The sequence below is a fragment of the Salmonella sp. SJTUF15591 genome (assembly GCF_043356435.1).
Classification (GTDB): Bacteria; Pseudomonadota; Gammaproteobacteria; order Enterobacterales; family Enterobacteriaceae; genus Salmonella; species Salmonella enterica.
Window position 1 is genome coordinate 83162 of the sequence record NZ_JBEUJO010000003.1, and the last position, 24615, is coordinate 107776.

At 51.1% G+C, this 24615-nt stretch carries 27 protein-coding genes; all 27 read left to right on the top strand.

The annotated features are described in order from the left end of the window. The first annotated feature begins 8 nt into the window (after positions 1-8). Positions 9-605 carry a DUF2857 domain-containing protein gene (locus tag ABVM99_RS07825; RefSeq protein ID WP_038161978.1) on the top strand — a complete coding sequence of 199 codons (597 nt, stop codon included), beginning with the start codon at positions 9-11 and terminating at the stop codon, positions 603-605. Beyond that, positions 605-835, top strand: coding sequence for a hypothetical protein (locus ABVM99_RS07830; RefSeq protein WP_058799658.1), 231 nt, complete (start codon positions 605-607; stop codon positions 833-835). Before ABVM99_RS07825 ends, ABVM99_RS07830 begins: the two co-directional genes overlap by 1 nt. A 78-nt stretch (positions 836-913) precedes the next feature. After that, the gene (locus tag ABVM99_RS07835) at positions 914-2146 is read left to right on the top strand and encodes an STY4528 family pathogenicity island replication protein (RefSeq protein ID WP_058799655.1); all 1233 of its coding nucleotides are present in this window, start codon (positions 914-916) and stop codon (positions 2144-2146) included. Positions 2147-2608: 462 nt separating this feature from the next. Beyond that, entirely contained in the window at positions 2609-3331 is a 723-nt protein-coding gene (locus tag ABVM99_RS07840; RefSeq protein WP_000818555.1) for a PFL_4669 family integrating conjugative element protein, read from the top strand. 13 nt (positions 3332-3344) lie between these two features. Further along, positions 3345-5354 (top strand): DNA topoisomerase III, encoded by a 2010-nt coding sequence (locus ABVM99_RS07845; RefSeq protein ID WP_058799653.1) that lies wholly within the window; start codon positions 3345-3347, stop codon positions 5352-5354. 629 nt (positions 5355-5983) lie between these two features. Further along, positions 5984-6475 carry an STY4534 family ICE replication protein gene (locus ABVM99_RS07850; protein WP_032676551.1) on the top strand — a complete coding sequence of 164 codons (492 nt, stop codon included), beginning with the start codon at positions 5984-5986 and terminating at the stop codon, positions 6473-6475. A gap of 72 nt (positions 6476-6547) precedes the next feature. After that, complete coding sequence (locus ABVM99_RS07855) at positions 6548-6751, top strand: hypothetical protein (protein ID WP_032676552.1); 204 nt, start codon at positions 6548-6550, stop codon at positions 6749-6751. A 17-nt stretch (positions 6752-6768) separates the two neighbouring features. Then, entirely contained in the window at positions 6769-7317 is a 549-nt protein-coding gene (locus ABVM99_RS07860; protein ID WP_058799651.1) for a single-stranded DNA-binding protein, read from the top strand. A 78-nt stretch (positions 7318-7395) separates the two neighbouring features. Beyond that, positions 7396-7638 (top strand): DUF4160 domain-containing protein, encoded by a 243-nt coding sequence (locus tag ABVM99_RS07865; RefSeq protein WP_001144085.1) that lies wholly within the window; start codon positions 7396-7398, stop codon positions 7636-7638. Further along, entirely contained in the window at positions 7622-7870 is a 249-nt protein-coding gene (locus tag ABVM99_RS07870; protein WP_000155614.1) for a DUF2442 domain-containing protein, read from the top strand. The genes ABVM99_RS07865 and ABVM99_RS07870 overlap by 17 nt, the downstream gene beginning before the upstream one ends. A gap of 266 nt (positions 7871-8136) precedes the next feature. Continuing rightward, entirely contained in the window at positions 8137-9486 is a 1350-nt protein-coding gene (locus ABVM99_RS07875) for a TcpQ domain-containing protein (protein WP_058799649.1), read from the top strand. Position 9487: 1 nt separating this feature from the next. After that, the gene (gene pilM, locus ABVM99_RS07880) at positions 9488-9931 is read left to right on the top strand and encodes a type IV pilus biogenesis protein PilM (protein ID WP_058799647.1); all 444 of its coding nucleotides are present in this window, start codon (positions 9488-9490) and stop codon (positions 9929-9931) included. Positions 9932-9950: 19 nt separating this feature from the next. Beyond that, entirely contained in the window at positions 9951-11624 is a 1674-nt protein-coding gene (locus ABVM99_RS07885; RefSeq protein WP_058799645.1) for a PilN family type IVB pilus formation outer membrane protein, read from the top strand. Positions 11625-11627: 3 nt separating this feature from the next. Next, the gene (gene pilO2, locus ABVM99_RS07890; protein ID WP_072210498.1) at positions 11628-12908 is read left to right on the top strand and encodes a type 4b pilus protein PilO2; all 1281 of its coding nucleotides are present in this window, start codon (positions 11628-11630) and stop codon (positions 12906-12908) included. After that, positions 12895-13392, top strand: a complete 498-nt coding sequence (gene pilP / locus ABVM99_RS07895) for a type IV pilus biogenesis protein PilP (RefSeq protein ID WP_058799642.1) — start codon at positions 12895-12897, stop codon at positions 13390-13392. Before pilO2 ends, pilP begins: the two co-directional genes overlap by 14 nt. Before the next feature lie 7 nt (positions 13393-13399). Further along, on the top strand, positions 13400-14974 hold the full coding sequence (locus ABVM99_RS07900; RefSeq protein WP_058799640.1) for a GspE/PulE family protein: 1575 nt from the start codon (positions 13400-13402) through the stop codon (positions 14972-14974). Beyond that, complete coding sequence (locus tag ABVM99_RS07905) at positions 14964-16079, top strand: type II secretion system F family protein (protein ID WP_058799639.1); 1116 nt, start codon at positions 14964-14966, stop codon at positions 16077-16079. Before ABVM99_RS07900 ends, ABVM99_RS07905 begins: the two co-directional genes overlap by 11 nt. A 9-nt stretch (positions 16080-16088) precedes the next feature. After that, positions 16089-16685: a type 4 pilus major pilin gene (locus ABVM99_RS07910; protein ID WP_058799638.1), complete on the top strand. Its 597-nt coding sequence runs from the start codon at positions 16089-16091 to the stop codon at positions 16683-16685. 4 nt (positions 16686-16689) lie between these two features. Continuing rightward, positions 16690-17169 (top strand): lytic transglycosylase domain-containing protein, encoded by a 480-nt coding sequence (locus ABVM99_RS07915; protein ID WP_058799637.1) that lies wholly within the window; start codon positions 16690-16692, stop codon positions 17167-17169. After that, on the top strand, positions 17166-17834 hold the full coding sequence (locus ABVM99_RS07920; protein WP_058799636.1) for an A24 family peptidase: 669 nt from the start codon (positions 17166-17168) through the stop codon (positions 17832-17834). The genes ABVM99_RS07915 and ABVM99_RS07920 overlap by 4 nt, the downstream gene beginning before the upstream one ends. Continuing rightward, complete coding sequence (gene pilV / locus ABVM99_RS07925; RefSeq protein ID WP_223195316.1) at positions 17834-19201, top strand: shufflon system plasmid conjugative transfer pilus tip adhesin PilV; 1368 nt, start codon at positions 17834-17836, stop codon at positions 19199-19201. The genes ABVM99_RS07920 and pilV overlap by 1 nt, the downstream gene beginning before the upstream one ends. A 746-nt stretch (positions 19202-19947) precedes the next feature. Next, positions 19948-21069, top strand: coding sequence for a site-specific integrase (locus ABVM99_RS07930; protein WP_058799635.1), 1122 nt, complete (start codon positions 19948-19950; stop codon positions 21067-21069). A gap of 125 nt (positions 21070-21194) precedes the next feature. Further along, complete coding sequence (locus tag ABVM99_RS07935; protein ID WP_058799634.1) at positions 21195-22142, top strand: hypothetical protein; 948 nt, start codon at positions 21195-21197, stop codon at positions 22140-22142. Positions 22143-22166: 24 nt separating this feature from the next. Then, a complete protein-coding gene (locus ABVM99_RS07940; protein ID WP_058799672.1) occupies positions 22167-22880 on the top strand; it encodes a TIGR03759 family integrating conjugative element protein in 714 nt (237 codons plus the stop codon). After that, complete coding sequence (locus ABVM99_RS07945; RefSeq protein WP_032676575.1) at positions 22859-23482, top strand: transglycosylase SLT domain-containing protein; 624 nt, start codon at positions 22859-22861, stop codon at positions 23480-23482. The genes ABVM99_RS07940 and ABVM99_RS07945 overlap by 22 nt, the downstream gene beginning before the upstream one ends. Next, positions 23479-24009 carry an integrating conjugative element protein gene (locus tag ABVM99_RS07950; RefSeq protein WP_032676576.1) on the top strand — a complete coding sequence of 177 codons (531 nt, stop codon included), beginning with the start codon at positions 23479-23481 and terminating at the stop codon, positions 24007-24009. The genes ABVM99_RS07945 and ABVM99_RS07950 overlap by 4 nt, the downstream gene beginning before the upstream one ends. Continuing rightward, positions 24006-24563 carry a restriction endonuclease gene (locus ABVM99_RS07955; RefSeq protein ID WP_000214485.1) on the top strand — a complete coding sequence of 186 codons (558 nt, stop codon included), beginning with the start codon at positions 24006-24008 and terminating at the stop codon, positions 24561-24563. The genes ABVM99_RS07950 and ABVM99_RS07955 overlap by 4 nt, the downstream gene beginning before the upstream one ends. Positions 24564-24615 lie beyond the last annotated feature (52 nt).

Sequence of the window (24615 nt, forward strand, 5' to 3'; positions counted from 1 at the left end):
GGGGGCCTATGAGCCAGCACAATCTTTCACAGGCCACCACGGCCATCCTTTCTTCACTGCTGATGGATGTCAAAAACGGCAATATCCGCCGCTGTGAGTCGCTGGGAATGTCTCTCGAGGAGATACGCGCACTGAGTCAGCTAAGCCTTGATGAGCTGCACTATTTGAGCCAGTCACACGTTTCTGTGCTTGATGTTAGCCTGAATCACGAAAATTTTTGGCTGATGCTCAACCAGGCACGTAATGAGCAGAAACGAATGCTGATGATAGACCGGGCGCTTGAGCTTGGCGGTTCAATGGAACTGATTGATAAATACTTCGGCCTGTCTCCATCAGAGGTTAGTGCACGGCGTCGTCTGATGGGGATAGAGTCTCGCCAGGGCCGCACACAGTCTCTGACGGAGCCACAGGATTCGGCACTATGGATCGAGTGGAAGGCTGCCGGGCTATCATCCCCGGACTCTCATCAGGCTCTGGAAGCGATGATGCTTGCCGCTGAGCAGCATGGCCTGTCACTGACCGCAGTCTGGAGCAGGGTCTGCCAGTGGTGCAGGGAGACAACGCCAACCCGCAAGAGTGAATCACAACAGCGCAAGGAAGCATGATGCAGATGACCGACTTTTCTTCACGTCAGCACGTTTCCCCCTCGGTTCGTCGCAGGGCGCAACGGCTGTTCAGCGCAGTATGCTGCGGTGAGAAGGTGTTCCGTCGGTTGACGATGAACGGCTATCTCAAGATAGATGTTGGGCCGTTCTGGCGCATCCTCAGTAAGGATGGAGGTAAACACTGGTGGCTGATGGATCATGAGACCTATAACCGTGAAATACGGCGGTAACGGAATGCCGCTGCTGACCGTACAATGCCGGGTTCGTCCCGGCATTGTGCTGTCTCAGGTTGAAGAGGAGAGCAGAAAATGACCATTCCGGCAGACAGCATAGTTGCTCATACACTGTCCAGGATGCAGCGTAGTCTCGAACGGCGTACAGACACTGGTGATGTCGGTCAGGAGCGCAGCGGGCTTCTTTTTATGGGAAATGTACATGATGCGTTTCCCCGGCAGCTGTTTCTGGATACCCGCCTTTCGCCACTGGATAAAACCGCCTGGGTGATGATCCGGTTGTATGCACAGCAGAATGAAGGTGCTGTTTTCCCGACTTATGATGAGCTCCAGGTTCAGCTGGCGTCGGCACATTCAGAGAAGGCCTCCAGAGATACGGTCAGCCGCGTTCTGCTGATGCTGCGTCTTACAGGCTGGCTCAGCCTGTGTAAGCGTGTTCGCGACGACCATGGTCGTGTGCGGGGCAATATCTATGCACAGCATGATGAGCCGCTGGGCTACCGTGATGCTGAGACTTTTGATCCAGGCTGGCTGACCCTTGTTGAAGAGAGTTGCCTGAGCAGGAATAAAGCCGTCCGTATGACGGCGCTGGCTGTAGTCAATGATATCCTTCATGATCCGGGAATGCGCCACCGTCACAGCCGCCTGGCCATTATTGAGAGCCGGCTAAGTGCACCTGCCACACCAGAACAAATGGCTCGTCAGCGACAGGCTGTGCAACCGAGTCCGAAATCAGGACTCAGTAAAAAACGCATAAAAAACAGCCCGAATTCACTGAGTCCGGAAAACGGACTCAGTTCCCTTAAACCTGATAATTCACAGAGTCCGGAAAATGGACTCAGTAAAAAATCAAGGACTTACACCGGAGTCCGAAATTCGGACTGTAACGTACGTTCTTTCACACACAGTGTGAATAAAAAAACGTACGTACCGTGTGGTGAGCAATTCCTGCCAGATGATTTTCTGAACGCTCTGAACAGTGAAGACAAGCAGATGCTGAGTACGCAGATGGCTTCGCTTCCGGAGACAATGGCAAAGGCCCTTGCTGATATGCTGCGTGAGCAACAGGCCCTTGGAAGGCTCAACAATCCGGTGGGCTGGATGTTCTCTATGCTTCGCAAGGCGCGAAGTGGTGAGCTGAAAATTTCAGAGGATACGGCGACTGCCAGTTCTGGTGGAACAATTTCCCGCCCGGTTGAATCACGTACTGTACCCACAGCCAACATCCCTGTTCAACCTGCGAAACGCCCGTCTCAGGGGCAGGTAAGGGCGATGATTGCGGCTATTCGGCAACAGGTCCAGAAATGATTATGGCATCAAATATCTTTTCTGATTAAAAAGTGAGCTTGTTGCGGGGCGCAACAAGTATAAAAAATAATCAACTCTGATGTGTAGTGGTTAATGTTTCGCGGGATGGTTTCACAGCTGATTAAAAAGTGAGCTTGTTGCGGGGCGCAACAAGTACAAAAAATAATCAATTCTGATGTGTAGTGGTTAATGTTTCGCGGGATGGTTTTACTACTGGTTAAATAATGACCTTGTTGCGGGGCGCAACAAGTACAAAAAAGAATCAGGTTTCGAGGTGTTGTGGTTGGGGTCTTGCGGGAAAGTATTGTTGCTGGTTAAAAAACGAGCTTGCTGCGGGGCGCAGCAAGTACAAATTTTAACCAACTTACAATTTCGTTCTTGGAATTATGAGTTTCGCGTTGTTGGAGATACCGGTGTTTCAGGACTATGCCTGCTCATCTTAACTGAGCACAGGTGACAACGATGGCAGAAAAAAATGAGAAAAGAACTGGTGCGCTGCAGTCTGAAATGACGATCGCACTGCATACGAATTACGCAATCGGGCTATGGCAAGGGCGTCAGCCTGAAAAACAGGACGGTGAAAAGCCTGCAAGGCATGGAATTATCGGTATGCCTCAGTTTTTCCACCGTGCGACTCTGATTAACCAGGATTCCCTGCGAAATAATCCATGGGCTGATGTTGCTATGTTTAACCTGGAAGAAAAGATCAAGGTTGCATCAGATTCTATGACTGCTTTGATACAGCAACTTGATGCTGAAATGTCCATGCTGCCGCCAGGTATTACATTGACAGAAGTTGCATCTGTTGAGCCACTCGATATCCAGGTATTTACACGAACCCCTCTGGGTTACAGGTGTGTATTTCTGTTAGTAGGTTTCGATCAGTTTGCGAAAAAGGCACTACAGGCATCGCATTATGGATTAATTACACGTTCTCGCCGTGATCATCATCTTAGCGAAGGCGGCAGATTAATTCGTCAGGTCTATGGCTCTGTTTTATCTTATCGCCGTATCGATGCTACCCGGTTTGATGCTGTGGAAAACAACGAAACATGGAAACAAGCCTGCGAGGTGGCGGGAGAGCCAGATTTGTCTGTTCTTCTTGGTGAAAAACGTTCAGCTTTCTCACCGCCGGTTAATGAATCGAGCGTTAACCTGCTTCGTATGCGATATCGGGCTGCCTGACCGGGGAACCACCATGCGGTTGTTTATCTGCGAAAAGCCCTCACAGGGGCGAGATCTTGCGAATGTTTTGGGTGCCACCCGACGTGGCGACGGTTTTCTAACTGGCCCTGGCGTCACTGTTACCTGGGCAGTAGGGCATTTGCTGGAGACCGCACCGCCTGAAGCATACGGTCAACAGTATGGCAAACCATGGTCGCTCTCTGCTCTGCCGATCCTGCCTTCCCCATGGCAGGTAGTGGTAAAAAAGGAGACGCAGTCTCAGTTCAAGGTTATTGAGCGGCTGCTGCGCCAGGTCGATGATGTGGTTATCTCCACTGATGCGGACCGGGAAGGAGAAGTAATTGCCCGTGAATTGCTGGAATACTGCCGCTGGGACGGTCCTGTACAGCGGCTTTGGCTTTCTGCCCTTGATGAAATGAGCATCCGTGCAGCTCTCCAGGATCTGCGCCCGGGTGCCGAAACTCTTGGAATGTATCATGCGGGACTTGGTCGCGCTCGTGCCGACTGGCTCATTGGAATGAATCTGTCCCGTTTGTATACATTGCTTGCGGTACAGTCAGGATTCGACGGTGTGATTTCTGTCGGGCGGGTGCAGACTCCCACCCTGGCACTGGTTGTCCGACGTGATCGGGAGATAGCGACATTCATCCCTAAACCTTTCTGGCAGGTTAAGGCGCTTCTGAGTGCGGGAGGAAAAACTTTTCCGGCGCAATGGGTACCAGCTAAGGTTTATACCGACGAAGAAAAACGCTGTGTACACCAAAACATTGCGCAGCAGGTAGCGCATCTTTGCCGGCAGGCTGGCGCAGCGACAGTAACAGAATGTGAGACGAAGCGTGAAAAAGCGTCTGCGCCGCTGGCTTTTTCGCTCGGCACTTTACAACAGGCCTGTGGCCTGCTCTGGGATATGTCCCCCCAGCAGGTGCTTGATACTGCGCAGAGCCTCTATGAGAAACACAAGGCAACCACTTATCCACGAACTGATTGTGGATACCTTCCTGAGTCTATGCGTGAGGAAATCCCCTCGGTTCTTTCCGCTATTGGCCTGTCTGATCCAGAGTGTAGTTCTATTCTTTCAGGTTTAAACACTTCGTTTGTTTCACGGATATGGAACGACAAAAAAATCACAGCTCACCATGGCATTATCCCTACCCGAAACGCGTTTAAGTTTTCTGCGTTAAGTGAGGCAGAGCGAAGGGTATACACCCTTATCCGCCGAAATTATCTGGCACAATTTCTTCCCCTGCACGAATCTGATATTACTCGTCTGCAGTTTGACATTGGCGGGCAACTGTTCCGCACAACAGGAAGGACGGAGATTGTAATGGGCTGGAAGGTCCTTTTCAGTAAGGAGGAAGAGGATAGTGCAGGGGATGATGATCTCAGTATTGAACTTCCTCCTCTCAGGAAGGGTGACCGTTGCGGAGTAATCGGTGCAGAGGTCGTGCAGCAAATGACTCGTCCGCCGGCTCACTATACTTTCGCAACACTCATCGGCGCTATGATGAACGCGTCAGCGTTTGTTACCGATATTGCTCTTCGTAAGGTACTGAAGGACAACGCCGGACTAGGCACGGAAGCCACCCGTGCAGGTATCGTTGAGCAACTGCTGAACCGCAGATTTATTGTGCGCAAAGGTAAGCAGCTTCGCGCGACTGATCTTGGTGCTGATGTCATTGATGCTCTGCCCTCGCAGTTAACCGACCCGGGAATGACTGCACTTTGGGAACAGGCTCTGGATGAAGTAGCAGAAGGACGCCTTACCCTGAATGATTTTTTGCAGCGACAGGTCGGATGGACCCGTAACCTTGTCAGCTTGGGGGGGCAGCAGCGGGTAAGCATTAGAATACCACCCACACCATCGTGCCCTTTATGTGGGGGGAAAACTCGCCTAAAAAAAGGACAGAAAGGAGAGTTTTGGGGGTGTATTCGTTATCCTGATTGCAAAGGGATCATAAACAACGACACCCAGAAACGTAAAAGCGCGCGTAGCTCTAAGGCTGTAAAACCAAAGAATAATTAATTCCTTGTCATTCATTGCGGGGACAGGATGCCTTTGCTATTGTTGCGACGGCTCTGAAGCCGCACCCCGTGACTGCGGGTCCTGTGAGCATCAAATGCAGTGCTTGCTGGATACAGTCTTGTTGGCCGCGTCCACACCTGAACGTGAGTCAAAAAGGCACAAAACTCCGTGAAACCGTGCCGGGTCCTGAACACACCCCCGGAGCAACTGCGTAAGCAGGTCAACATCAGGTCTAATGGTGCAGACCTCACAGGCGGTGCCGAAAGGTGCCGCTTTTTTTATTTTTTGGCATTGATGATTTTTTACGCACACTGGCGTTGACATCTGCTGCGTCTGAATAAATGATAAAGAGGCTAATCGTTGTCATCGACAACTGCCAATGCCCTGGTGATTTGAGAAGGGCGCCTTCGGGTAATCACATGCCAATGCCACATAAAACCTGAGAGTGGCGCCTTCGGGTGGTAAACCTGTTTAACCTCTGAGAACAGGTACTCCTGGCGAGTTGAGGTCCATTTCACAAATACAGCCCAGTCGGCAAAAATTTGCTGACTTCCCTGCGGGAAACGTTATCCCGCAAGGGATAGATGTTTCTCCGCTACCAGTTTAGTTTTCACTCCGGAGATAACATCATGACTGCTACTACAACTGCATCTTCTTCCACCACCTCTTCCTCTGCCAGCCAGAAAAAAGAGTATTTCAATCTTAACGTAAGCGGTATCGGCTACCTGAGCTCGATTCGTCGTGTACAGGGCCAAAACGGTGAATTTACCTGCGCTGTCATTAATGCCCTGACTGGACCTACCGACAATGCGTCATACACTCGTTTCGATGTCACTGTTGCGGGCCCAGAGGCTACAAAACTCATCAACCGCTGCCAGAAGGCCGTGGATGAAGAGGAGAAAGTATTGCTGGGGTTTGTGCTGAGCGGCCTGAAAGCTGACGTGTTTACCCTTCAGTCGGGTGAACATTCCGGTGAATCCAGACCTTCTCTGAAGGCTCGCCTGATTAAGGTCGAGTTCATTAAGAAAGGCCAGGAAGTCGTTTACACAGCGCCAAATGCATCTCAAACCCCGGAACAAGGTTCTGCGGCTCCTAAAGACTACGATCCGAACTCGTTTTAATTCTTTTTTCTTACATCCGGTAAATCTCTTTCGGGAGATTTACCTCTCTCGATAACGTAACGGAGCTCTCGCATGGGAAATCCATTCGGTTTACTGGCTTCAGAAGCTGGATATCAATTACAGATCCAGGTTCTGTCCAGTCAGCGCGGTTTTTATATCGGAACCGCGAACGAAATGGGACCCGTGTCCCGTGAATCAGTCGAATACTACAAAACCAGTCTGCAGGCCGATATTGCTCTTGAAAAAGGGGAATGGACGCAGCGTGAATATGATTAGGTACAGGAGATTACATCATGGCAAGTCGCGGAATTAACAAAGTTATTCTCGTTGGCCATCTCGGTCAGGACCCCGAAGTACGTTATATGCCCAATAGCACAGCTGTTACAGGGTTCAGTATTGCAACGTCGGAGTCATGGCGTGATAAACAAAGCGGTGAAATGAAGGAAAACACTGAGTGGCATCGCGTTGTGTTGTTTGGCAAACTCGCCGAAATAGCCGGTGAATATCTGAAAAAAGGTTCACAGGTATACATTGAAGGCCATCTGCGGACCCGCAAATGGACTGATAACGGCGGGGTTGAACGCTGGACAACAGAAGTTGTGGTTGGCGTGAACGGTACGATGCAGATGCTGGGTAGTCGTAATGCTCCAGCAGGTACCGGTAATGCTCAGCAGCCTGGGCAAGCTCAAGGTGGTTGGGGGCAGCCTCAGCAGCCTCAGCCTCAGCAGTCAGCTGCGCCACACAATCCTGCTAATGAACCTCCGATGGATTTTGATGATGACATACCGTTTCTGGGGCATGGTTATGGGATCTGCCGAAAAGCGATCTACGCCATTTCCTGATTGGATTTTACAGAGGCGCCAGTTTGACTGGCGCTTTTTTATTCAAGATAATCTTGGCAGGAGCGGGGTACTTTTTTAATGCCAGTTATACTGAGAATTAACGGATTCAAATTTTTCTTTTACTCGAACGAGGGAAATCCTCTAGAACCCGCTCATATTCATGTCCGTAACGCTGATGGTGAAGCGAAATTCTGGCTTGAAGATGAAGTTAAACTGAGCAGGAACGATGGCTTCGATGCCCGGACTCTTAAAGAGTTGACTAAGATGGTTCAACATAACCAGACGATGTTTGTGGAGGCCTGGAATGACTATTTCAGCTAAAAATGTACGATTTGATGAGACCACCATGTGGGTCGAATTAAACGATGGCAGGGTGATGGGCGTACCAATCGCCTGGTTTCCTCGTCTGCTGAATGCCACAGACAAAGAACGTAATGACTATGAACTGAGTAAACGTGGTATTCACTGGGATAATCTCGATGAGGATATCTCAGTCGATGGCTTGCTCGCTGGCCGTGGTGACGTGACCCATGTTCCACATCGCGTAGCCTGATAATCACAAAGTTGCAGACTAAGGCGCCGGATTTTCCGGCGCTTTTCTTTTAAAAGTATTGCCAATTGGCTGGATTAATCGGCCTCGTGTAGCTCCTTTCCCTGTGTCCGAAAACGGTGAAAGCCCTTGGAACTGGTTATCCTGGTCTTTCGCGGTTGCCCCACCGAGGAAATTTTCTTCAGTTCGCAGTAATAGTTTTGCATTGTCCGAAAAGGCATCCCCGCCAGAATATCCGACTTGTTTCGGACAACTCCTGGGGATTCCTGATGGTAAAAATAAACCTGCAGACACGTTATCGGCTTGGGGCCATCACGCTATGTCTGCTTGCCGCTGGCTGCACAGACTTTAGTTCTCGCTCTGAACCCATGAGTAGGCTTCAGGGTTCTCCCCGTGTTCAGGATCTTTATCAAAACCGTTCCCCTGAAGTTGTTCGTTACGATCGTTACACACTTGCCAGTACGCGACCTGTAGATGCTCAGCGTGACCCACTGAATCAGATTATCGATATCAGGATGCCTTTGCAGATGGTGAATACCATTGGGGAAGGTATGCGATACGTGATGCTTGAATCAGGTTATTCACTGTGTTCAGGCGAACCGGGTGTATTCTCTGAATTGTTCGTTAAACCATTACCGGCTGTGCAGCGTTCAATAGGACCTGTGAAGCTTGGAGATGCTTTACAAATCCTGGCCGGGCCTGCCTGGCGTATGCGCGTAGATGACCTGAATCGAGAAATTTGTTTTGTTCTGCGTGATGAATATCGACATCTTGCCCTCTCAACAACAGGTCCCTTGCAGGCGAGTGTAGCAAGTCATGGAACAGGGAAATCTGCTTCTACAGGCACACTACTTAACGGTTCTAAGGGAATTTCTGGTACTGGAAATAATAGCTATCCGTTGCCTCCGGCTCGGCCAGAAAGTTCCATTTTGTCACCAGGGACACCAAAAGTTACCTCTCAAGCTGTTTCCCCTTTATCTGTTGCAACGACAGCAAAAACACCTCGTAACCCGTTCTCTGCCAGCGAGCCTGGGGAAAAATCTACGGTTCCGGTGCAGAAAACACAGGCAGGTCCCGCAGCTAAGTTAACATCTGGCAAGGTAAAACCATCAACAGAGTTGGCTCCTGCGCCTGCGCCGTCAGCATTGTCAGTTGCGTCAACACCTCTGAATAAAGCTGCTCTTGGTGTGCCTTTAACTCCATCTGGTGCAGTGAAACCAGGTGGAACGGTTCAGAACAGTAATCCACCTTCCACTGTCATCTCTCCTACTGCTCCGGTCAGCGGAAAAACTGTTTTCACTCCGGGAGCAATGCTTTCCTCGTTACCAGACGGACAGGCCTGGACCGCGCAGGCAGGCACTACGTTAAAAGAGACTCTGATCCAATGGGCTACATCGGTTCGCTGTGAGAGTGGCAGTAGTCCTACCTGGGTAGTTATCTGGCCAACGCCTGTGAACTACCGCATCGATGTACCATTTACGCTGCGCGGTAATTTCGAGTCGGTTATCGTGCAGCTGTTTAGGTTATATCGCCCTGCAGAAAAACCCCTCTATGCAGCACCAAATCGTCTTCAGTGCCTGGTATTCGTGGACGATAAGCCGATTCAGGACGGGAAATGATATGGGATATGCGCTGCCAGTTTTCGCGCTTTGTCTTGTCATCATCTTGATAGCCGGTGATGCACAGCACCACTCATCAGAGCATGTACGGCTTGCGCTGCAGCAGACTCAGCCTGAACAGCTTGCAGCAGACATGCTTCGGACTGCTGATGTCGTAAATAACTGGCGTCACGGGCGGTCCATAACAGATGGCCCCGTATCAACCGCACTGACTGGAATGGTGCCGTTACCAGACAGTCGCATCAAAAGCATTATTCAAAACGGTCGCCTGTGGATCTGGGTACCTGAAACAGACGGTGTTTATGCCGCGTTGCGCGCCCGCTCAGTGACTTCTGCGCTTGCCCTGACCGTAAGCGGCGGTCGTCTGCGGATGGCGGATGGCACTGATATGAACCTGTCTCTGCCGTCTGGTGTGTCGGAAGGCAGCATTGTTTATCTTAACTAACAGAATCAGGGAGCTGCGGATGCCGCGTATACCTTTCTGCCTGACAGTACTTACCGCTGCGTTTGTGCTGTCATCATGTTCGCTGAATGAAATCAGCAAAATAGACAAGGAAGCCGTTGGGCAGGCCGATACGGCTCAGCGAGTGTTGCAGAGTCGTCAGTCCATATCACAACCATCTGTTGTCTGGATGGATAAGCCCTGGGTAAACCTGCAGCCAGTCACGCCGGTGGTCTCCACTCCGGACGAAAAGAATCTGCCTCCCTGTCAGATAACGATTAATCGTCCTGACGGCATTTCACTGCCTGAGCTGGGACAGCGCATCACTGCGCTATGTGGTATACGAGTCTCCATCACACCAGATGCATTTGCTGCGCTGAGCAACGTGAGTACCGGCAGCGTGGTAACTTCTCAGATGAGTGGTCAACTGCCGGCGCCGGATGACAATGGTCGGGTTCCCCTGGCACAGATGGGGGCTACGTCAGCTCAGCCCGTCTCCGTTCAGCCATCACCGGCGCTCATGCGTGGCCTTAAATTCCAGGGAGATGTTCGTGATCTGCTCGATGTCGAAGCCAGCGGGTACGGGCTGTCATGGCGCAGTGACGGAAACGGAGTTTATTTTTATCGACAGGATACCCGCACTTTTCAGCTCGTTATCCTGAATACGAAAGTAAACAGTAGCGCATCAATTAACTCCGGCTCTGGCAATCAGCTGGGCAGCGGTGGCGGCACATCGGGGGGGACGAGCGGAGACATTAGCTCTAATCAGAAGACCGATTATGGCATGAACAGCGACCTGTACGACGACATTCGTAAAACCATCGAGCAGATGCTGACGCCAAAATCTGGTCGTTTCTGGCTTTCAGCAGCTACTGGCACGTTGAGTGTTACTGACACACCGGACGTTCTGGAGCGTATTGGTCGTTACATTGAGTATCAGAATAAGGTTCTAAGCAGGCAGGTCCAGCTCAACATACAGATTGTCAGCGTCAACCAGACGCGTAATGAGCAACTGGGTCTTGACTGGGGGCTAGTATACAAATCCCTGCACAATTTTGGCGCCACTCTGACCGGTTCAATGGCCAATGCTTCGACTTCAGCAGGCAGTGCCGGCATTTCGATTCTCGACACGGCAACAGGCAATGCCGCCAAATTTTCCGGCTCCAGCCTGCTGATTAAAGCGCTTTCCGAGCAGGGCAACGTCAGCATGGCGCTGAACCAGACCGACCCAACAGCAAATTTGACGCCGGTAGCTTATCAGCTCTCAAACCAACAGGGCGTTCTGACAAGTTCCAGTTCAACTGCAACAGCTAACGTCGGGGTTACTTCCTCACAGACCGTAACCACAATCACCACCGGTTTGTTCATGACCATGCTGCCGTTCATCCAGGAAAACGGTGACGTGCAACTGCAGTTCGCTTTTAGCTATACCAGTCCACCGCAGATAGAGAAATTTATCAGTAGGGACGGGAATACCCGTAACGATATACCGAATACCTCGACACAGGGGCTGGCACGTAAAGTTAACCTGCGCTCAGGCCAGACACTGGTATTAACCGGATCTGAGCAACAGAACCTTTCTGCAAACAAGCAGGGAACATTCACACCCGACAACTTTATCCTGGGCGGTGGCCAGAACGGTACGCGCGGTCGTAACACGCTCGTGATTATGATCACCCCTGTTCTGCTGAGGTAATCCATGTCATCAAAGAAAAAATCTTCACTCCGTAGCGGCATTCGTGTCACCCACCACCGTCGCGACTGGATGGCAGGACTTCATTGGGAGCAGCAGCGGAGCGCACTGTTAACGCGATTCCGGGGAAAAGCCTCACCTGACACGCATGTAGTAGTTGCCGGCAGGCGTAACGCATCAATGATGGGGGTCGTTTCCCCCGGGCGTGTGCGACGGAGCCCTTACTCTCTTGCAGTAGCATTCCTGCTGTCTGAAGGGGGAAATACATGGGGGATATACCGTCTCAGCCGCAACGAAGATCTCTGGGTTTTCTTTGCAGCCAGCGGTGGGCAGCTTTCTGTCATGGGTGATGTGACCGGTTCACGCGCGAAGATAGAATCAGCAGCAGAAAACTTCCTGCGTTTTAACGATGCTGATACACCGGGTCTGCGCTGTGCTGCAACCGCAGATGATAATTGTGATGCAACCTCGCTCACTGACAGGCTGAACCGTTCTCAACTGAAGCGTTGCCGCCTGGGTAAGCGCCTGACGACGATGTCGCTCATTATGCCTGCTGCGCTTATTACACTCGTGGCAGCAGCAGGAATTTACTGGTACGACGACGTTCAGCAAAAAGCGGAACAGGCTGCTGCAATGGCAGAGTTTCGCGCCCGAATGGCGATGTCTGCTGATAAGCCAGCTGCGCCAGCCCGAGCGCCGCATCCGTGGGCCTCTCAGCCACCAGTTTCGCTTTTACTTGGTAATTGCTGGCTGACACGCGAACCACTTTTCGCCTCGGTGGCTGGCTGGCGCTTTACGGACGGTGAATGTGTCCCTGAAGGCCTGCGCTTGCGTTACCTCGCCACACCTGGTGCGACGGTGGAGGATTTCTCCCACCGCGCAAGGGTGCTTCTTGGGCATTCTGCTGTTTTCAACCTTCAGGAGGGAGGTAAAAACGGCGACGTATTCATTCCCTTCCGGAAATACAGCGTGAGTGAGTATACCGACGAGGCCTTGCCTGGCGCGGATGCCCAACTGATGCGTTTCATTTCGCACCTGCAGCGCCGCAACCTGGAAGTCAAGTTCAGTGAAGTGAAACCGCCAGCGGTCGCGCCAGGACAAGAGAAAGCCATGCCCGTACAGGACTGGCGCGAATTCACTTTCACTGTCAGCTCTCGTTTGCAGCCTGAACGTCTGCTGCAGGATTTTGATGCGACCGGGCTCCGCCTGAACAGCGTGTCAATCACTATGAGCCCGCAGGGGCAGTTCGACTACACCATGAAGGGGAGCATTTATGCGCAGAATTAATCCCGCCGGAACGGGCCTGCTGCTGTCCGCTCTGTTCTGTGGGCAGGCAGTGGCAACCGTAACCAGTGATGCGCTTCCGCCGAACGTTACGCTTGGCGAACTCGAAGCAGCTCAGGCGCGCAACCTCATTCTGGAGCAGAAAGTGCAGACGGCGCGTCTGGAGCAGCAGCTACGCGAAAGCCAGTCCGGACAGAGTACTGACAGGAATTATCTGTCTACTGCCGCCCAGCCTGCCATGCCGCTTATGGCGCAGCCAGCTCCTACACAACAGACTGCCAGTGCTGCCAGTGAAAAGCGGACCGGTGGTGTGCGCCTTCAGGAGATTTACGGTCGCGGCTCGCAGTTGCGTGCACGCATTGTTCTGCCGGATGGCGGAGTCACAGAAGTAGCAAAAGGCGATCAGCTTCCCGGAACCTCAAAGCGGGTCACGGAGGTTACGTCCACGATCGTACGCCTCAGCGACAATTCTGAACTTTCATTCTGAGGTGATGATGTCTCCTGATAAAGAAATCATGGATTTTGTCTTTGCCGAGCAGCATCCATCCGGTGGGGTTACGCTACTCATCGACGGCAACCGGCGAAAAGACCCTGGCATACAACGCTGGGTTATGGATGTCACCCGTACATGGTCTGACGCAAAAACTGAGTTTGTTACTCTCAGCGAACTGAACCGGCGGCGTGAAGTGGCAGAACGTCAGGGCCGAGGGCTTAACCAGGGCGTGAGCGAGGCGGATCTAAGTAACCGTGACGTCAGTGTGTCGCAGGATAAGGTCATCAGCTATATGAGGCTGGGTAACGACTTTAATGCTTCTGATATACATATGGAAATCAGCGGTGACCGCAAGATTTGCATCGTTCAGCTGCGAATTCACGGCGAGCTGGAGGTGGTGGATGAAGTGAAAGATGTGGAGGGTATGACGCTGGCCTCCACATCTTATCTTTCCATGTGCGACGTGCGCGAGCAGTCATTCTTTGCCGGTCGTGAGCAGTCAGGGCGCATCGATGCAAAGTTCGCCCGCCGCGCCGGCCTTTATGGCGCGCGCTACGAACACCGTCCTACTCCGGATGGGCTGATAGTGGTCATGCGTCTGATCCCGGATGACGGGGACAACATACCGACGCTACCGCAACTGGGTTTTCTGCCGGAGCAGATTAAGCTCATCATGCAGATCCTGCGTATGCCGGAAGGCATGACGCTGCTGACCGGGCCTACTGGTTCAGGGAAGAGCGCCACGCTGCGCGTGCTCAGTGATATCTGGCTAAAACTGACCGGCGGTAAAAAGCGCCTGCTCACGCTGGAAAACCCGCCCGAAGGGCGTATTCCGGGTGGTATTCAGACCCCTGTTATGCCGGATGACAATTCACCGGAGGCCATCAGCCGCGCCTGGAGTAACGGAAACGCCTCTGCACTTCGTCTCGATCCGGATGCCATCCTGAACGGTGAGATCCGTGACCTGTATTCCCTTCTCGCCGCCATTTTCGCCAGTGAAACCGGCCACCTGGTGCTGTCGACCCTGCACACCCAGAGCCCTATCGGTTCCCTGCGTCGTATGGAGCATTTCGGTATTGATCGCCACCTTCTGGCGGATGCTGCACTCATCACCGGCCTGATTGGCCAGCGTCTGGTGCCGCTGTTGTGTGAACACTGCCGGGTACCGTGGGAAGTCAAAGCCCCTGAGCTTGATGAAGAAACCCGCGCGCGTCTCGAAAAATATTGTTCTGTCGCTGGCCTGTGTGAACCGAAAAATCTCTTCTTCCGCAACTATGAGGGATGTGAACACTGCCGGAAAACGGTACCACTGACCGGACGCATTATCAGTCGTGGCGTTACTGGGCGAACGGCAATTGCCGAAGTTGTCCGGACAGATGCTCGCCTGATGCAACTATGGCTTTCACATGGGCCTTCAGTTGCCAGACAGTACTGGGTAAACCAGGGGGGGATTACTCGCCGCATGCATCTGTTGCGTTATCTGGCAGAGGGTCTCGTTGATCCGCTGGAAGGCGATCTCATCTGTCCGCTGGATGAGGATGACATCATGGATTGTGAGGTGCCTGATGGAAAGTGACAGCCATTTTTATCCATCCCGGGAAATGTCGATCCCTGAAAGGATTCGCTACCGGCTTGTCAGGGCCACTTTTACCGGAAAATACCGCCAGCCCTTTTACGAAACGCTGCGCTTTCTTCTTGAAAACCGTAAGGCCCTGAAAGACGCGCTGACCATGATCGGCGATGTACATACTGATTTTGGCAGGCGCTGGCATCCTTATTATGAACTTGTTCAGGACTGCATCGAGGGTGTGAACGACAACCGTCCTGGCCGCGCGCTGCAGGATGTTCTGGCTGCCTGGGCACCTTATGAAGAGGCCGCGCTTATCAGCGCCGGGATGGAAACCGGTAATATTCCTGCCGCGCTGATGCAGGCTGATAAGTTGATTGTTGCCCGTAGGCGAATTCTTGGGCAGGTCATTTTTGCCTCTGTATTTCCTGCCGCGCTTGCCATCCTGAGTACGGGGCTACTTCTGGCCAACAATCTCGCACTTGTTCCCACCATGAGCAAAATGTCCGATCCAGCTCGCTGGACCGGTGCACTCGGGTTTATGAATGGAGTAGCGAAGTGGAGTTCCGAGTGGGGTGTTGCTTCTGCCGCTACAGCCGCAGGGCTTGTGCTGCTGTCTTTCTGGTCGCTGCCCCGCTGGCGCGGCCGTCTCAGGCGCTGTGCTGACTGGTTACTACCATGGTCTGTTTATAAAGACCTGCAGGGAGCTGTATTCCTTATGAATATTGGCGCGCTTCTTGGTTCGGGTGTCCAGGAACTCAAAGCTTTGCAGATCCTTAACGGTTTTGCACCGCCCTGGCTGCAGGAACGCATCGAGGCCGCGATGGAGTGCATGAGTGAAGGCGATTCACTTGGCAGAGCTCTGCGTAACAGCGGATATGATTTTCCGAGCCGTGAGGCTGTGAACTATCTCTCTCTTCTGGATAAGGGGGATGGTGCTGCTTCGCTCATCACCAATTATGCGGACCGCTGGCTGGAACAGGCGCTCGCGCGCGTCGCGCGTCGGGCGAATGCCACCAAACTCTTTTCTCTCGTTCTGATTATGAGTTTCTTCTTACTCATCCTGACGATGGTGATGCAGATTCAGGACATGAACACTTTCAACTTACATTAAGGAACCGCCATGTCAGCTCAGACATTACCACATCGCCAACATCAGCCTGACCGGGGCTGGGGCATTCTTGAACACGGTACCATTGCGATCGGGACGATTATCGTACTGGCTCTGGTTGGTGCTCTGGTCTGGAGTCTTTGGGGGAAAAAGTCCGTTGCCGTTGAGGTTTCAAATCTCCAGACCGTCGTGACAAACGCGCAGCAGCTTAAGCAGGCGCAGGGGGGATATAACTTTACGAGCGGTACAACTATGACGGGAACGCTTATCCAGCAGGGGGGCGCACCAAAGGCTGGCTGGACTATCCAGGGAACAGCCAGTTCCGGTACCGCTACGATGTGGAACGGTTATGGTGGTCAGGTCGTTCTGGCACCTGTGGCATCGAATGGATTTAACAATGGATTTTCAGTTACATCGCAGAAAGTTCCGCAGGCAGACTGCATCTCTATCACTACTCAACTCGGTTCCGGTGGAGCATTCAGTGCTATCACCATTAATAGTACCGATTACAGTGACGGTCTGGTCAGTGCAGAAGAGGCAGGCAAATCCTGCTCATCAGACAGCGGAATGACAGGTAACAATACACTGGTCTTCACCCATAACGGCTGATGACATGCTGCGCCTGTCCGCCTTTCTGCTGCTGATTTTGGTTTGCCCACGGGTGGATGCATTCTGCTTTGAATCGGCGGGCGCTAAATACCACATTGACCCGCTACTGGTTAAGGCAATAGCCATAGGTGAAAGCAGCCTGCGACCGGGTGTCACAAATATTAATCGTGACAAAAAGACCGGGCAGGCACTCAGTACCGATTATGGACTGATGCAGGTCAATTCATCGCATATCCCTTCGCTGATAGCGCAGGGTTACATTCGCAGCTCACAGGACCTCCTGAACCGTCCGTGTCTCAACGTTCAGATTGGGACATGGATACTGGCGAAACATTTTCAGGTATGCGGCATAAGCTGGAGCTGTCTTGGCTCTTATAACGCAGGTTTTCGTAAGGACCGGCATGAAACTCGCGAGTCCTACGCCAACCGGATTTATGCCATTTATCGTCGGCTTTTACTTAATGAACGGGGAATAAAACTGTGACACTGCTGACGCTGAGTATGCCCTGGCCAACTGTCATTATCATTTTTCCTCTATGCCTCAGCTTATTCAGTTTTATGAGGAGCCTGGTTCGTCTCAGCCTGATGATATTGGATGATGATCAGGAATGGTCCGCTGCTTTTTTGGCACCTGCATCCACCGGCTTCATCTGGCTTTATGCAATAGCGGCAACAGGCATGATGCTGTCCCCTGTGCCGCTACTGGAGCGACTGATGTCTCTGTTGTTCTGCCTGTTTCTTTTCAGGATGACGCTTACAGATGCGCTCACAGGATTTCTGCCCCGGGAATTGACAATAAGATGCCTTATTGCCGGTCTTGTTTCCGCTCTTATCGCTCCCGGCTTTACAGGGCACCTCCTGACAGCTACCACTGCGCTGGTGATTTTTGGTGTCTGGCGTTACGTCACCTTTAGGATTCATGCCCGTGAGTGTCTGGGGCTGGGCGATGTCTGGTTGGCCGGTGCTATTGCGGCCTGGTTGGGAGGGCGAGAGGGGCTTTATGCTCTGCTGATCGGCGTGGTGCTCTTTGTGCTCTGGCAGATATCTGTTCGTCGCATAACTGAAGGAGGGCCGATGGGACCCTGGCTGTGCGCCGGCGCGATTTCTGTGACCCTGTTTAAATTGTATCAACCGCTTATTACATGGTGATGCCTGTGTTCACATATAAAACGACTGACCGGGGCTGGGCTATCCTCAGCACTGGTGCTTCATTGATTATTCTCCTTGTTGTCAGCGTCTGGGGCTTTACGCTTATCAGTGACTGGATGCAAAAAAGGACCTGGCTGAATACTGCGTCACAGGTTTCTCGCTTTACACAGGCTGTGAAGAGCTATACGGGCCGTTATTACGATACTTTGCTTTCAACTGCCACCACCACGATCCCGGTTACGGTTACTCCCACTATGCTGAAAAACACCGGATTTCTGGAGCAGGGGTTCAGCGAGACGACCGTAGACGGACAGGCTTACCTGGCTGCAGTTGTTCGTAATGCCACCAATACAGATCAACTGCAGGCGCTGGTTTACACACAAAACGGTGCGGCACTGCCTTTTCTCGCACTGCGCCAGATATCAATGGATATCACCTCGGGTATGGGCGGCTATATCTGGACGTCGGGAACTGCTACCGGCGCCATGGGCAGCTGGACTCTACCTCTTTCTCAGTTTGGGATAAGCACAACTCAGGGGCATATTGCGGCTTTACTGACCACAGATGAACTGGGCGCTGCTCGCGGTGAAAATGATCGTCTTTATCGTTTTTCGGTAACCGGCAAGCCAGACCTCAACACGATGCATACCAGCATTGATATGGGAGGTAACAATCTTAATAACACAGGCACGATTAATGCCGTAACGGGTAATTTCAGTGGCAATGTGGCGGCCACCGGAAATATAACTGCGAATGGAACTGTTACAGGACAGAATGTTACTGCCGGTTCAAACGTCACCGCAGGAAATACAATAACGGCTAACAACGACATACGTTCAAATAATGGCTGGTTTATAACTCGAGGGAGTAAGGGATGGTTAAATGAAACGTATGGCGGCGGTTTTTATATGTCAGATAATGACTGGGTACGAGTCATAAATAATAAGAATATTTATACAAGCGGTCAGGTTCGAGGCGGAAGTGTGCGGGCTGATGGAAGACTTTCTACAGGAGAAGTTTTGCAGCTCGACGGAGTCAATACTGCTGGCGCAGTTTGTTCACCAAACGGCCTTGTAAGCCGTGACGCCACTGGAGCCATACTTTCCTGTCAATCCGGTGCGTGGAAAGCTCCTGATAAAAGTCAATATATTGATATAGGTGGTTTCTCCACGACATCAACTCGTGGTGTTACTTATTCGATACCTGGTACGCATAAGTTCTGCATGATTTCAGGTTTTCAAAGTGCAGGGGACAATGGTACATGTCGGGTTTATTCCTCTCAATCAGGCAGTGTTAATTGGAAGCTGGATATGGTTGGCTATAACGGGTCAAGTACACAGACATGCTATATAAGCTGCTTGGACTAACTACTGACAAACGGAAGTTCGTAGCTGTGACCGACGACTGTCAATCCGGTGTGTGGCGTAGCTCCTCTGGTTCAACAGTTTATCCAGGGTACATTGACTACGGTACGCACGTTGAAATGTACGGGACTGTATATGGTATTGGCGATGATAGCTGTGTTAATTCGGGGTTCCCCGTTAGTGTTAACCTGGTATTATCTCTAACCGGGAGTGTTGTTGATCTTAGTTCACTGTCTAATGCAGGGGTAAGTTCTGCTTACTTTACTGTTATCAATCAAAGCCAGTTTCGGGTCTGCGTAAAAAACAAAGATGCCAGTCGCAGTAACAACGTAAGTTGGCGTGCAATCGGGATAAGATGATTTGGCCAGTCCTGCCACTGGCATAAGGCGCTATTACCATAAACAACCACAGCTGCCCCAAGACTAGCGCTTTGCCACACACCTGATTGGCAAGGTCAAATGAAGCAGTGGATTCCCATGTAATAAGATGCGTATTGCGTTGCATTGTAAGCGTACCAATTCATGTTTCCATTTGAATCAGGTTCATCTGTTGGAATTAGCTGTGTGAGTGCCATTTCTTTACCGTCGATTCGGTATGTATTAATGCAAAGTTTGTATCTTCCAAGATTTGCCGATTGCCCGGGCCATACCTGAAAGGTTGCGCCTACTCGCCATGTGATACCACCTTGTTTCCACACACCGGATTGACAGTAGCATGTGTTATATTCCTAATTTTTTTAGGAATATGCGATGCAACTCAGACGGCGAATTAAGAAAATGGAGCTGGGAGTGGCTCTTGATAAATATTACGGTTGTGCATCTGTGCAAAAGCGTGGTCATCTTCAGGAGTTTTATCGGATAAATGTTATAAAACGTTCAGCTATTGCCAGGCGATACATGCATGAGATTACTTCGGTTGATATCGCAGAATATCGTGATCAGCGACTTTCTGAGGTAAGTGGTAAAACGGGGCGAACTAATAGCCCCGCAAGTGTCCGACTTGAACTTGCGTTGCTATCTGCCCTTTATAACCTTGCTCGAATTGAATGGGGAACATGTACTCATAACCCTGTTGAGCATGTACGAAAACCACCGGCCTCAAAAGGGCGAACCCGAAGGTTGACATCTCAGGAGGAGCGAAAGATTGGCAGGGCGCTGGCAAAACGAAATATCGAGTTGGCAGCCATTTTTCATTTGGCCCTTGAAACGGCTATGCGTCAGGGGGAGATCCTCTCACTTCGCTGGGAGAATATCGACCTGCACATTGGCATCGCTCATTTGCCTCTCACTAAAAATGGGAGCGTCCGGGATGTTCCGTTGTCGTTTAAAGCCAGAAAGGTGTTAAGAGAGTATTCCGGACCTCTTTCCGGACCTGTTTTCAGTTATACATCAAATGGGTTTAAAAGCGCCTGGCGAGAAGTTATACAGGCTTTAGGCATTGTCGATTTGCATTTTCATGATCTACGACATGAAGCTATAAGCCGTCTCTTTGAGCTCGGAACACTGAATGTTATGGAAATTGCAGCAATATCAGGACACAAGAGCCTGACGATGCTAAAACGCTATACCCACCTTCGTGCGACGCAGCTGGTTAGTAAACTCGATATACGTAAACGACAGGCGCAGAAACTGGCGGCGATCTTTGTTCCGTATCCTGCTGAACTTGAGAGCAGCAATAACGGTATTGTTTTACGCTTCCCTGATCTTGAACATCCTTCACTTGAAGCGCAAACAAAGGAAGACGTTATCCAGAAAGCCTCTTTTGAGCTTCTCAGAATTCAGGCTCTTGCTGCTCGTTCTGGAGAACGACTCCCCCCACCAGGCAATATCAAAGCCAATGACTCAACTCGTGTGCTTATTAATCCGCTCTGAAATTCTGTGAACCCCTGGATTCAAACACATCATAAACAAGGACGTTTTTGGCTGCGCTGTTATGAAAGTGGCTTTTCCAGATAATCCCATCCTTGCCAGGTAATCTCTCCAAAAAAACTTCAGAAATGGCTGATGAGTTAATCATCGCCATAGAATGGCGTTTTTTGCACCTTATGGCTGTTCTGCGCAGCTATAAGGATTTTGAAATGTCAGTCAGTCAAGTCATCCAGGAAGAAGTTATACCAGAAAATCAGGAGGTTACTTCTTCGCAAGTTGAACCTGCTGAGATAGAGACTCGCCGGTTGGTTCCCATTAACCTGAAAAAAATAGTCCGGATTGGAGGACTGGGATTCCTCATTGTTTCTCTTGTTGGTTCTGTGGCCACGATTGTGATCATGGCACAGCAAATCTCTGACCTGAGTATTCGGGTGAACTCCCTGGATGCCGCTTTTCGCAGCGGTCAGATGAGCCAGTTGTCTGGTTCGGTTACTTCGCTCGAAGCTCAAAGCCGGAAACACGAGAAGCAGCTCGAGTCTGTCTCATCAGGGCTTGAATCAGTACAAAACCAGTTAGCTGATTTCCAGAGGGAACATTCAAAATTAACAGGAAGCATTAACAAACTTTCCTCAGAAGCTCAGGCGCGGCGTACCGCGATAGACGAATATTCTGAACGTATTGATGACATTACCTCACGGTTATCACAGGTTGAAGGGCGAGTTGCCGGGCTGAGCAAAGCTGAAAGCAACACTTCTCAGAAAGAATCGAAGCAGAACCAGCAACCAGTCACTAAGAGCAAAACATCTTCAAAATCCGGGACAGGCCAGATCGTAAAAAAGCCTGAGCGGTCAGTCAGGCGCGCAGCTGTTGAAGCACCGTTTGTACTGACCGGCATTGAGCGGCGCGGCGGGCAGATGTTCGCCGTCGTCATCCCCCGCGGAAATTCCCAAATATCAGATATGCGGTTGCTTTCACCGGGAGACGGGATGCTTGGGTGGACGCTTCGTTCTATCCAGGACAGTGGTACCGCTGTTTTCAGCGTGAACGGTGCCCAACAGAGTTTACAGGTTCAATAAGAGACCAGGCATATGAAGCATCAGATGAGAAGAATTATGATGGCAGGTGTCCTTTCCTTGCCGCTGTGTGTAGCGGCATCAACAGTTACCACCTCATCGAATCGGAGTCAGCAGACATCCCTGCAGGCATCATCAACAAACCAGGTTCAGACGCAGCAGCAGGGTCAACAATGGGGGCTTTCAGATGAGGACTGGAGTCGCTATCAGTCGTTGATGAAAGGAGCCAGAGGAATTATGTCCCCTGGTCTTGATCCTCTCACTGCCCTGGGCGTCGAGACAGACAATTCATCTGATCGCCGTCGGCTGGCTGAATTGTGGGTAAAACACGAATACGCCCGTACCGAGAAAGAACTCGCATTTCAACGTGAAATAAATGCTGCCTGGCTTCGTCTTTATCCTGAAACATTGGCCGTGAATATGGGGAATGCCGCGGGTATCGCTCATGACACACAAGGAAGACTGGCGTTATTTGTCAAAGAGTCATGTTCACGCTGTGATGCCCGGCTTGCTGCTGTTATCGCCGACAACAGACCGGTAGATATTTACCTTGTCGGAAATGACGTGAGCGACGAAAAAATCAGATCATGGGCAATAAGCCATGGCATACCAGTCGAAAAAGTGCGTAATCGGCAAATTACCCTAAATCATGATCGCGGTTTGTGGCAGCGCTATGGGCAAGGTCAGATGCCAGTTATTTTGCAGCAGGGAGAAGAGGGATGGCAAATTGCCGCATTCTGAAACTGGCTTGCTGTTTATGGTTTGTCAGCACTGGTTGCCTGGCGGTCGTGAATGTAAATAGCAGTGTTCAGGTAGTTCCGCAGGCTTATCGGGTCATTGCTGCTGCCGAGCGCGTTCCGGCAGAATCGCTTTACTCGCTGGCGATGGCCGAAAGCACCCGTAAAACCGCATGGGGGTCTAAACCATGGCCCTGGACTATTAATGTAGCAGGGAAAGGATACCACTTTGAAACCCGCGAGGAGGCCTTTGCGGCACTTCTTGGATTTATGCAGCGCTACCCTCTCAAGCGTATCGATGTCGGTGTAGCTCAGGTCAATCTTGGGTGGAACGGGCATCTTTTCCCATCCTTTCGTGATGCTTTTGATCCCTACACAAATCTTCGTGCAGCGGCCCGAATTCTCCGTGCCTGCTATGACGCTCAGCCTGGAAGCTGGATTAAAGCTGCTGGCTGTTATCACCACCCGGCCGGTGGTAAGCCGGCAGCAAAATATATGGCTATCGTACGCCGCAAGCTAAGTCAGATCGCACCTGATATTAAGGTCCCTGAAGGGGGGCCGGTTGCTCTGGCCAGTCACTCATTAACCTGGGTTGAACCTCAATGAAAAAAAATATCGATAAATATTTCAATGGCATCTTTTGTGTATCACTGCTTACAGCAGCGTTTAGTTGTTTTGCTTCGCTGACAGTGGTCGGGGATCTGGGCGGGGAGTCAACCAGACCATTATTCGAGGCGATTAATTCAGGTGAGGAGTCGCATTTGTCCGATGTTTCTTCCTTGCCTGAACCACCGTCATCGCTGTCTATTTCCGATATGTTGCCCGTTAATACACCGGAAATGACACCCGGAAAGGTGACGTCTCGCCCTCTGCAGTTACCCGGTTTGCCCCCTGTTTTTGTGATTGGCGATGATGATATTTCCCGAGCCTGGCTGCGGCAGCGTGGTGCTGAACTGAAAGGGATGGGCGCCACAGGAATGGTAGTGAATGTTACGACTGAAAGTGCGCTCAATACGCTTAGAGGACTCTTGCCAGGTACTGAGATGGTCCCTGTTCGCGGCGGTGATTTGGCACAGCGATTGAAACTGACGCATTACCCTGTCCTGATTACCGCTGATGGATTAGCGCAATGACCACAGTGGTTTTCATATTATTGGCTTTCATTTCACTCACAGCTTTTTGGCTGCGGTGTAATACAAGAAGTGCCCGTGTCCGCAGACATCAGCGTAATCGACAGACGGCTAACAGGGTGTTGCTAAAACTGCCTGAGCTGAAAGCGGGGCAGCAGGTTTTATATTTACGGAAGATTAATCCCTATGTTTTCGAGGAGATGATTCTGACCGCCATAGAGCGGCGAGGAATACCGGTCAGGCGTAATCCGAGTTACAGCGGTGATGGTGGTATTGATGGTCAGTTCTGGATTGGTCAGGAAAGGTGGCTTGTCCAGGCTAAACGATTTGCCAGTGCTGTTCGTCCTGAACATGTCCGCCAGTTTGGTGAGTTAGTCCGACAAGAAAAATGCAGAGGTCTGTTTGTACACACAGGACGAACAGGTTTTATCAGTTTTAAGTATTTCAGTGATTACCCGGAAATTTTGCTCATAAGCGGGTCTTCCCTTTTGCTACTGCTGTCTGGTGAATCCGTTGAACATGTTCTCCGGCCATTAAAAAAGAGGCAATACAGATGAATTTTTCCACATCAACATTACCGTTTATTGGTTCGGTGTGGCTTTTGGTTTC